Source organism: Pseudomonas sp. SJZ077 (assembly GCF_007993905.1).
GTDB lineage: Bacteria > Pseudomonadota > Gammaproteobacteria > Pseudomonadales > Pseudomonadaceae > Aquipseudomonas > Aquipseudomonas mandelii.
Window position 1 is genome coordinate 93946 of sequence record NZ_VIUJ01000023.1, and the last position, 9922, is coordinate 103867.

Annotated in this window: 10 protein-coding genes; 4 read left to right on the top strand and 6 right to left on the bottom strand. The window is 60.6% G+C overall.

Annotated elements, in window-relative coordinates; all coding sequences use genetic code 11:
- Positions 1–109 precede the first annotated feature (109 nt).
- The 3 genes from FBY01_RS26845 to FBY01_RS26855 form a co-directional block, all read right to left on the bottom strand.
- Positions 110–1207, bottom strand: coding sequence for an extracellular solute-binding protein (locus FBY01_RS26845; RefSeq protein WP_010459725.1), 1098 nt, complete (start codon positions 1205–1207; stop codon positions 110–112).
- Positions 1208–1209: 2 nt separating this feature from the next.
- Complete coding sequence (aguA, locus tag FBY01_RS26850) at positions 1210–2334, bottom strand: agmatine deiminase (RefSeq protein ID WP_145310201.1); 1125 nt, start codon at positions 2332–2334, stop codon at positions 1210–1212.
- A 100-nt stretch (positions 2335–2434) separates the two neighbouring features.
- Complete coding sequence (locus FBY01_RS26855) at positions 2435–3319, bottom strand: LysR substrate-binding domain-containing protein (RefSeq protein WP_077750496.1); 885 nt, start codon at positions 3317–3319, stop codon at positions 2435–2437.
- On the opposite strand from FBY01_RS26855, the gene FBY01_RS31985 reads away from it, so the two are divergent.
- From FBY01_RS31985 to FBY01_RS26870, 3 genes are all read left to right on the top strand, one after another.
- Positions 3318–3971 (top strand): PaaI family thioesterase, encoded by a 654-nt coding sequence (locus tag FBY01_RS31985; RefSeq protein WP_256664526.1) that lies wholly within the window; start codon positions 3318–3320, stop codon positions 3969–3971. The genes FBY01_RS26855 and FBY01_RS31985 overlap by 2 nt on opposite strands.
- Before the next feature lie 46 nt (positions 3972–4017).
- Complete coding sequence (locus tag FBY01_RS26865; protein ID WP_010459717.1) at positions 4018–4506, top strand: GFA family protein; 489 nt, start codon at positions 4018–4020, stop codon at positions 4504–4506.
- Between the two features lie 102 nt (positions 4507–4608).
- The gene (locus FBY01_RS26870; protein ID WP_145310203.1) at positions 4609–5397 is read left to right on the top strand and encodes a MipA/OmpV family protein; all 789 of its coding nucleotides are present in this window, start codon (positions 4609–4611) and stop codon (positions 5395–5397) included.
- A gap of 590 nt (positions 5398–5987) precedes the next feature.
- Here FBY01_RS26870 and FBY01_RS26880 read toward each other — a convergent pair.
- The 3 genes from FBY01_RS26880 to FBY01_RS26890 form a co-directional block, all read right to left on the bottom strand.
- Entirely contained in the window at positions 5988–7274 is a 1287-nt protein-coding gene (locus FBY01_RS26880; RefSeq protein ID WP_010459713.1) for an ATP-binding protein, read from the bottom strand.
- A complete protein-coding gene (locus tag FBY01_RS26885; protein WP_010459711.1) occupies positions 7275–7982 on the bottom strand; it encodes a winged helix-turn-helix domain-containing protein in 708 nt (235 codons plus the stop codon).
- A 176-nt stretch (positions 7983–8158) separates the two neighbouring features.
- Entirely contained in the window at positions 8159–8767 is a 609-nt protein-coding gene (locus FBY01_RS26890; protein ID WP_010459709.1) for a tRNA-(ms[2]io[6]A)-hydroxylase, read from the bottom strand.
- Between the two features lie 161 nt (positions 8768–8928).
- Here FBY01_RS26890 and FBY01_RS26895 point away from each other — a divergent pair, with 161 nt between their 5' ends.
- Complete coding sequence (locus FBY01_RS26895) at positions 8929–9792, top strand: universal stress protein (protein ID WP_010459707.1); 864 nt, start codon at positions 8929–8931, stop codon at positions 9790–9792.
- Positions 9793–9922 lie beyond the last annotated feature (130 nt).

Here is a 9922-nt window from a genome sequence, read left to right on the forward strand (position 1 = left end):
TCGCCAGCAGGCTGGCTCCCACACTGGAGCTCGAGTGTTCACAAAACCCCTGTGGGAGCGAGCCTGCTCGCGATGGCGATTTCACACTCACCCCATCACCCAAAGCCGATCACAACCCGGATTTCAACCGACTGAACGCCCGAATCAGCGCCCGGTTGAACGCCTTGCCATTGTCATTCTTGCTATACAACGAAGCCCTCACCTGCGCCGACGGATACGTCCCTGGATCGTTACGAATCGCCGGATCAATCAACCCGTCCGCCGCCGTAATCGCATTGGCGTAGTGAATGGTGTCCGTGATCGGCGCAATCACTTCGGGTGTCATCAGGTAATCCATCAACGCCAGCCCGGCCTCGGGGTGCGGTGCATCCTTGGGAATGACCATGGCGTCAAACCAGATCAACGTGCCCTCCTTCGGTATCCGGTAACTGAGCTTGAACGGTTTGTTCGCCGCCTCGGCCTGCCCGGCCGCGATGGCCACGTTGCCGTTCCACGACATCGCCACGCAGGTATTGCCGTTGGCCAGGTCGCTGATGTTCAGGTCATTGTCGAAGTAGCGGATGTACGGCCGGATCTTCGCCAATTGTTGTTCGGCCAGTTTCAGGTCATCGAGGTTCTGGCGGTTGATGTCCAGGCCCATGTACTTCATGACCGCGGCAAACACCTCGTTCGGGTCGTTGAGCAGACTGACCCCGCAATCGGCAAATTTCGACACCACGGCCGGGTCGAACAGCATCGCCCAGCTGTCCCGTGGCGCATCGGGCAAACGCTGTTTGATCGCCTCTTCCTGATAGCCGACCCCGGTAGTGCCCCAGGCGTAGATCCCGGCATAACGATTGCCCGGATCGAACGCCGCCATGTGCTGGCGGAATTCTTCGCCGACGCCAGCAAAGTGCGGCAGCCGTTGCAGGTTCAGTGTTTGAATCGCCCCGCTCTGGATCGCCCGGGACAGGTGCTGCCCCGCCGTCAGCACCAGGTCATAACCGCTGCGGCCGGTCAGCAGTTTGGTCTCGGCAGTTTCAAGGGAGTCGAAGTGATCGACCACCACATGGATGCCGGTTTTCTTCTCGAAATTGGCCAGGGTATCCGGGGCCAGGTATTCGCCCCAGATGTACAGGTTCACCACCGGTTTCGCGGTGTCGGCGGCCTGCACACACATGGGTGCAAGCACCAGCAATAACGCTTGAGTCAGTTTGTGCAGGCCCATGATTAAACTCCCTTCCTGTTATTGGCGGGGGCGGCGTATTGCGGCATGGTGATGCACGCGACGTTGCCGCCACCGAGGAGGATTTCCCGGGAGTTTTCGATGCCGACAATTGTGTGCTGCGGGAACAATTCGGCCAGCGTCGCCTGCGCCGCCTGATCGTTGCGATCACCAAACAGCGGCACCACGATCGAGCTGTTGCCGGCGTAGTAGTTGATGTACGACGCGCAGATTCGGGTTCCGGCCTGACGGGTATGGGTGCTGTCTTGCTGGTCCAGGCCTTCGGCTTCTTCAGCGGTCCACTCCAGCACATCCGGTTGCGGCAGCTTGTGCACGATCAACTCGCGGCCACGGCTGTCGCGAGTGCTGCGCAAAATGTCGTAGGCCTCTTGATAGATTTCCCACTGCGGGTCATCGCGATTATCGGTCCATTGCAGCACCACTTCGCCGGGGCGCACGAAGCAGGCGAGATCGTCGACGTGGCCGTCGGTTTCGTCGAACTTGCAACCCCGTGGCAGCCAGATGATTTGCTCGGCACCGAGGTAATCGGTCAGGCGACGGGTCACTTCTTCCTTGCCCAGATGTTGGTTGCGATTGCGGTTGAGCAGGCATTGCTCGGTGGTGAGGATGCTGCCCTGGCCGTCACTCTGGATCCCGCCCATCTCGGCAATCAACGGCGCGCGATAACGGTCGAAACGCTCGATTTCGAGGATCTTGCTGGCGATCTGATCGTCCTTGTCCCACGGGTAGTACAACCCGCCGTCGAGACCGCCATAGGCGTTGAACTCGAAGTCGACGCCGCGCACTTCACCGCTGTCGTCGTTGACCACAAAGCACGGGCCACTGTCGCGGAACCAGGTGTCGTTGCAGGTCATTTCCACCACGCGAACCTCAGGCGGCAACTGGCGGCGAGCAGTGGCGAACTGGGCGGCGGAAGCACACACCGTCACGGGTTCGCTCTGGGCAATGGCGGTGACGATCTGCACCCAGACTTTCTGCGCAGGCTTGGCACCGTTGCGCCAGACGTCGGTACGTTCCGGCCAGCCGAGCCAGCAACCGGCTTTGGTTTCGAATTCGCCGGGCAGGCGGAAGCCGTCGAGTTTCGGGGTGGAATCGAGCAAACGTGCCATGGTCAGACCTCATCAGCGGGGATTGGAATGACCACAGGCTAAGGTCGTCGGCGCCCTCCTCGCCAACGAGGATTATTTCGGAATACTTGAATTCAACTCATCAATCGATCAGCTGATCGTTGAACCACTCCAACATCTGCGCCACGGCCGGACGCTCCAGACGCACCCGCTCACACACCAATGCATATTGCCCGAGCGCGGTCATGCTGGCGGTGAATGGCCGGACCAGACGACCGCTGAGCAAGTCTTCCTGAGCCGTCAGATTGTCGCCCATGGCCACGCCCTGCCCTTGCGCCGCCGCTTCCAGCGCCAGGCCCGCGTGGGCGAAATACAGTTGGCGTTCGGGACGCTGATCGCCGGCATGACTGGTGAGCCAGGCGGTCCAGGTCTTGCCGTCCTGATCGTCGTGCAGCAGGCAATGGCGCGCCAGGTCCTTCGGGGTTTTCAGGGTGCCTTGGTTGAAGAGGCCGGGGCTGCACACCGGGAAAAATTGCAACGCCGGCAAGGGACGGACGAAGTACGCGCTGCTGTCGACCGGGCCCGTTCCATACGTGATCGCCAGGTCGATGTCCTCCCCCGGCGCCGTGGCGTCGATCGGTTGTTCGTAGAGGTGCAGCGTGATGTGCGGATAGCGCGCGTAGAAGTCCGTGAGCCGACTCATCAGCCACTTTTGCGCCAGCTCGGCGGTGACCGCCAGGCGCAACACCGCCAATGACGACGGGTCGCGCAATTCATCGCAGGCCTCGCCGATCAGTTCGAAGGCGTGCTGCAGGCTTTGCATCAATCGCCCCGCGGCCATGGTCGGGCGGATTTGCCGACCTTCGCGGATGAACAAAGAGACGCCCAAGTGCTCTTCGAGCTGACGGATCTGATGGCTGACGGCGCTGTCGGTGACGCACAGCTCGGCGGCGGCCCGGCCGAAATGCGCGTGGCGGGCGGCGCATTCGAAGGTTCTGAGTGCTGCTAAGGAAGGCAGTCGTCGCATGAATTCAGCCCCGGTGATGAAGGTGACCATGCTGCCTTGGGCATGGGTGGGCGTCCAGCGGGACCGCGCTATCGTTCTTCGCGAGCAGGCTCACTCCTACAGGGGAATGCATTTCAACTGTAGGAGCGAGCCTGCTCGCGAAGGCGGCACATTCAACACAAATCCTGCGGCCCATCACCCTCCCTTATCCACCATGACATCCCCCAAAACCCGGCGCATGTTGGTGTCTCAACCGGAGGGATTCGACATGCTCGACGCACTCAAACACATCAATTCAACCTCAGCCTTCAACCGCTGGGCAGGCTTCGAAGTGACCGCAGCCGCGAGCGGTGAAGCCGAGCTGACCCTGGCTTTTCGCGAGGCCGACATGGCGCAATACGCAAGCTTTCTGCACGCCGGCCTGATCGGCGCGCTGCTCGACACGGCCTGCGGATTCGCCGCCGGGACGGTTGCCGGCAACGTGCTGGCTTCACATTTTTCGGTCAACTGCCTGGCACCCGCCATTGGCGAAGTGTTCATCGCGAGGGGCCGGGTGGTGAAGGCCGGCAAAAAGCAGGTGTTTGCCCGCGCCGAGCTGTTCGCGCAAACCGGCGACCAGCTGAAGCTGGTGGCGACCGGTGATGCGATTCTGGTGCCGGTCGACGTCCGCTGACGGTCTAGGCTGTCTGGGGTAAACCCAACCCTTGTCGGAGGTTCCCATGCAGCTCGAAGGTTCCTGCCACTGCAGCGCTGTGTCGTTCAGTTTGACCAGCGCCCACCCCTACCCTTATCAGCGTTGCTACTGCTCGATCTGCCGCAAGACTCAGGGCGGTGGCGGTTACTCGATCAATATTGCCGGTGATGCCGCCAGCCTGAAAGTCCGCGGCCGCAAGCACATCGCGATTTATCATGCACGACTCAAGGACGAAGGCGACAAACGCGCCCACAGCAGCAGCGCCGAACGGCATTTCTGCAGCCTTTGCGGGTCAGGTTTGTGGCTGTTCAGCCCTGAGTGGCCGGAGCTGATCCACCCGTTTGCCTCGGCCATCGACACGCCATTGCCGGTGCCACCGGAACACACGCACTTGATGCTCGGCTCCAAGGCGCCGTGGGTGGAAGTCGAGGCGCATCCTGCAGACCAGCAATTCGACGTCTACCCCGAGGAGTCCATCGCCCAATGGCATGAACGCCTGGGTTTGAGCCGCTAAAGCCGCTTCACAGTCTTTGACAGTTTCCCGACAAAGCTCTCAAAGATTGCCGCCCGGCGGCCGCCTAGCATGGGCGCATCCAACCTCCCCTCGGGTGCTCCCATGTTACGTTCGATGTGTCTGTCGTTGACTTCGTTTTGCCTGCTGCTTCCCACCGACTCATTACGCGCTGAAGACTGGCAATACACCTTGCGCGCCGGTGCCGCCAGCGTGCCGCGGTACAGCGGCAGCGACGAGCGCGTAGTGGCGCCGCTGCTGGGCGCCAAGCTTATCAGCCCCTATGGCCTCTTTCTGGACACGGAAAAGGGTTTGGGCTGGGCTTTTGATGAAGACGACTTCGGCCTGAGCGTGTACATCGGCGCGAGCGATGTGCGCAAGGATCGCAAGAGCGGGTTCAAAGGCTCGGACGAGCTCAACGGCATGGGCTCGATCAAGTCGCGGCCGGCGTTGGGTCTGGACGGGACTTACCACATGGGCCCGATCATTCTCGGGGCCCGTTTCGAGCATGCGCTGGAAAAGGACGATGACGATCACGACACCGGTTCATCCTGGAATCGCCTGAAGCTGAGCATCAGCGCGCCGTTTTATGAGGGCGACTATGGCAAGGTCGTGGGCAGCCTGAACAGTCAGTTTGGCGACAGCCATTACGTGCGCACCTGGTATGGCGTCAGTGTGGCGCAGGCTTCGCGCAGCCAGTTCAGGACGCATGACACTCGCGGAGGGTTGGTGAGTCGAGGGGCGGAGTTGAGCTGGTCGATGCCGATTGATGATCAGTGGAGTGTGTCGACGGTGCTGGCCGCGCAGTATCTGGCAGGTGATGCGGCCGACAGTCCGATTGTCGAGCGGCGAATGCAGACCTCTTTGGCTGGGCAGGTCGTGTACACCTTTTAGCTCTTCGGTGGTGCGGATGGCCCCATCGCGAGCAGGCTCGCTTGTATGTTTAGACTTGAAGGGGTGGGTGGGACTAAAGCTCGTCATCTGACTCTGACCAGTACAGACCGTGGGAGACTTCGGTGGCTGGGCAGGTGGTGTAAGCCTTTTAGCTCTTCGGTGGTGCGGATGGAGCCATCGCGAGCAGGCTCACTCCTACACTTGGAATGCATTCTCCTGTGGGAGACTTCGGTGGGTGGGCAGGTGGTGTACGCTTTTTAGCGATCCGGTGGTGCGGATGGCCTCATCGCGAGCAGGCTCACTCCTACACTTGGAATGCATTCCCCTGTGGGAGGCTTCGGTGGGTGGGCAGGTGGTGTACACCTTTTAGCGATCCGGTGTTGCGGATGGCCTCATCGCGAGCAGGCTCACTCCTACACTTGGAATGCATTCTCCTGTGGAAGACTTCGGTGGATGGGCAGGTGGTGTACGCTTTTTAGCTCTTCGGTGTTGCTGATGGCCCCATCGCGAGCAGGCTCACTCCTACACTTGGAATGCATTCCCCTGTGGGAGTGAGCCTGCTCGCGATGGGGGCGGTGAGATCAACGCAATCAATCCAGATGCGCCCACGTCATGCGAAACGACGCCCCACCCCAAGGCGAATCCCCCACTTCCACCTGCCCGCCATGGGATTGCGACACCCGCCGCACCAACGCCAACCCCAAACCAAACCCACCTGTGCGGCGATCACGGCTGGCGTCCAGGCGCGAGAACGGTTCGAAAATTTTCTCGCGCCCGTCCACCGGCACACCTGGCCCATCATCGTTGACCCGCACTTCGTAGTGATCACCGGTACGGACCAACGACACCTCCACCCGCTCATCGGCATAACGAATGGCATTGCGCAGCAGGTTGATCACCGCCCGGGCCATAAAGCGTGGCTCAATGCGAACCTCATCGACCTGACACTCGACAATCAACAACTGCACCCCGGCAGCCTCGGCCTCCAGGGCCACGCTGCCGACCACGCTGTCCAGCCAACTGTTGGCCTGGATGTTTTCCCGGCTGATGACCGTAGCGCCGCGCTCAAGGCTGGCGTAGGTCAGCAGCTCGGAAACCATTTCTTCCAGCTCGCCCAGGTCGGCGTACATGTCGGCAATCAGTTCGCGGTTCTGGGTCGGATCGGGTTGTTGCTTGAGCTGATCGAGTTCGAATGACAGCCGGGCAATCGGCGTGCGCAACTCGTGGGACACCGCGTTGGTCAGTTCGCGCTGATTGGCAATCAAGCCTTCGATGCGCGCCGCCATCAGGTTGAAGTGCTCGGCCAGGTCACGAATGTTCGAGCGTTTGGACAGCTGGATCCGCGACGACAGGTCGTTATCGCCAAAACGTTCGGCCGCCAGGCGCAGTTTCTCCAGATCTCGCCAATGCGGGCGTACCCAGAACATCAACACAAAACCGATCATCACCGCGATCATCAGATACGCCGCGGCAATGTAGAACGGCATCAGACTGGGCTCGGCCGGCAGCTTGATGCTGAGCAACTGCGAACCCTCGTCAATGCGCGAGATGAACTGCGTGTACTTGTCACGGATCACCAGCAGCCCTTGGGCCAACTCGGCTTTCTCCTGATCGGTCAGGGACAGTTGACGGCTCTCGACCAGCGTCAGGCCCAAGCCATAGTGAGGGCGCACCGCTTCCAGTTCGCGCTCCCGATCCGACCCGTCCAGATCGCGCAACTGCTCGGCCAGCGACCAGGCCTGGCCACGCACCGCCTCGCGGTTGTAGCTCTGCATCTGATCATCGAGAAGTGCATCGAACGTGCGCTCGACCGTTTGCAACCCCAGTACCAGGCCGACCGTCATCACCAGAAACAGCCCAAGAAATAACCGCAGCATTTACAGCTCCCACGCAAACGGATTGAACAGGTAACCCTTGCCCCAGATGGTCTTGATGCACACCGGTTCGCGCGGGTTGTCCTTGAGCTTGCCGCGCAACTTGCTGATGTAGACGTCGACACTGCGGTTGAGGCCGTCAAACGCAATACCGCGCATGCGGTTGAGGATGTCGTCACGGGACAGAACCTTGCCGGCAGCGCTGGCCAGCAACCACAGCAGTTCGAATTCCATGGTGGTCATTTCGATGACCTCCCCCGCCAACCGCACTTCGCGACAGCTGCGGTCGATGCTCAGGTTGCCGAACTCCAGGGCACTGCACACGCCGCTGTCCGGCGCCTGACGCCGTTGCAACGCACGCAGGCGGGCCAGCAATACAGGCGGCTTGATTGGTTTGATCACGTAGTCGTCGGCACCGGACTCCAGGCCGAGGATGTGATCGAGGTCATCTTCCTTGGCCGTCAGGATGACGATCGGCGTGTCGGACACGCTGCGGATCTCGCGGCACACGTGCAGGCCGCTCTGCCCCGGCAGCATCAGGTCGAGCACGACGATTTTCGGTTTGAATTCGAGGAACGCGGCCAACGCGAGGTCGCCGCGGTGAACCTGGCGGACCTCAAAGCCATGTTGGGACAGGAAATGCGCGATCAGCCCGGCGAGCTTCTCGTCGTCTTCCACCAGCAATACTTTGCCAAAACCCAGGTTATCCATAACGACCGTCTGCCAACCCTTGTGAAAAGTGGGCGGCATTATGGCGCCAATCGGTGACGGGACGGTGATGACGGGCAGCAAAAACCGGCCTCGAGGGCCGGTTTTCAGTGATCTTTCATACTCTTAAGAGTTTTTAACAATTCAGTCGCAAAAGATTGCAACGTGCGGAGGGCGAATCACGCCGATGCCGGGACACCGCTGTGAAAACGGAACTCCACGTCCGGCGACTCGATCAGTTCCTGCTCGGCGGCACGGACCCGGTCAATGACTTGCGCAACATCCTTGGCATCACCGTACTGGTAAGCCAGTTTCAGGTAACCCTGGAAATGCCGCGCTTCGCTTTTCAGCAAGCCGAAATAGAACTTGCCCAGTTCTTCGTCCAGATGCGGTACCAGCGCCTCGAAACGCTCGCAGCTGCGGGCTTCGATAAATGCGCCGACCACCAGCGTGTCCACCAGCTTGACCGGCTCGTGGCTGCGCACCACTTTGCGCAGGCCCGAGGCATAACGCCCGGCGGACAGCTGACGCAGCTCAATCTTGCGCTTTTTCATCAGGCGCATGACCTGCTCGTGGTGCACCAGCTCTTCCCGGGCCAGGCGCGACATCAGGTTGATCAGGTCGACATGGGAGTGATACTTGGCGATCAGGCTCAACGCCGTGCTGGCCGCCTTGAACTCACAGTTCTTGTGGTCGATCAGCAAGGTGTCCTGATCGGCAAGCGCGGCCTGGACCCAGCCATCGGGGGTTCGGCAGCCGAGGAACTCGTGAATTTCGGGAAGGATCATGGGGCTCACGGAATAAAAGGTCTGAATCGAAGGGCGCCGATTATACCGGCCTGCCGCCAGACCACCAGTCGCCGCCGTTGATATGCATCAAGTACCGGGTTGGCGGTGACCAACTATAGTTGTCCAACGCAGTATTTTTTACCTTCCTGGAGATCCCGATCATGCAAGCCATTCGCAGCATCCTGGTGGTCATCGAACCCGAACACTCGGAAAGCCTGGCGCTCAAACGGGCCAAACTGATTGCAGGCGTGACCCAGGCGCATCTGCATCTGCTGGTGTGCGATCGCAAGCATGACCACAGCGGCATGTTGGGCGTGCTCAAGGCGGCACTGTTGCAGGACGGCTACAGCGTCACCACCGAGCAGGCCTGGAATGAGAGCCTGCACGAAACCATCGTCGATGTGCAGCAGGCGGAAGGCTGCGGGCTGGTGATCAAACAGCATTACCCCGACAGCCCGTTGAAAAAAGCCCTGCTGACCCCGGCGGACTGGAAACTGCTGCGTTATTGCCCGACGCCGGTGCTGCTGGTGAAAACCTCTAAACCGTGGACCGGCGGGGTCATTCTCGCGGCCATTGACGTCGGCAATGCCGATGGCGAACACCGCACGTTGCACGCCACCATCGTCGATCACGGTTACGACATCGCCAGCCTGGCCAAGGCCAAACTGCACGTGGTCAGTGCCCATCCGTCACCGATGCTGTCGGCGGCGGACCCTACGCTGCAGCTCAGCGAAACCATCGAGGAGCGCTATCGCGAGCAGTGCAAGGCCTTTCAGGCCGAGTTCGATATCGATGATGATCACCTGCACATCGAGGAAGGTCCGGCGGATGTGTTGATTCCGTTCATGGTGCACAAGCTGCAGGCGGCGGTGACGGTGATTGGCACTGTTGCGCGGTCCGGGTTGTCCGGAGCGTTGATCGGGAATACGGCGGAGGTGGTGCTGGATGCGGTGGAGAGCGATGTGCTGGTGCTGAAGCCAGATACGATCATGGATCATCTGGAGGAGATTGTGACTCAGCATTGAGATTTGCGGCGTCGGGTAGTACGCCTTCGCGGGCAAGCCTGATCTGGTCAAGTAATCCCGGACACCAGTTACGGTGTTTATGCCGCTTTTAGCTCCATAGCTATTGGCGACAGGTAGTTGTTGTAGCTGT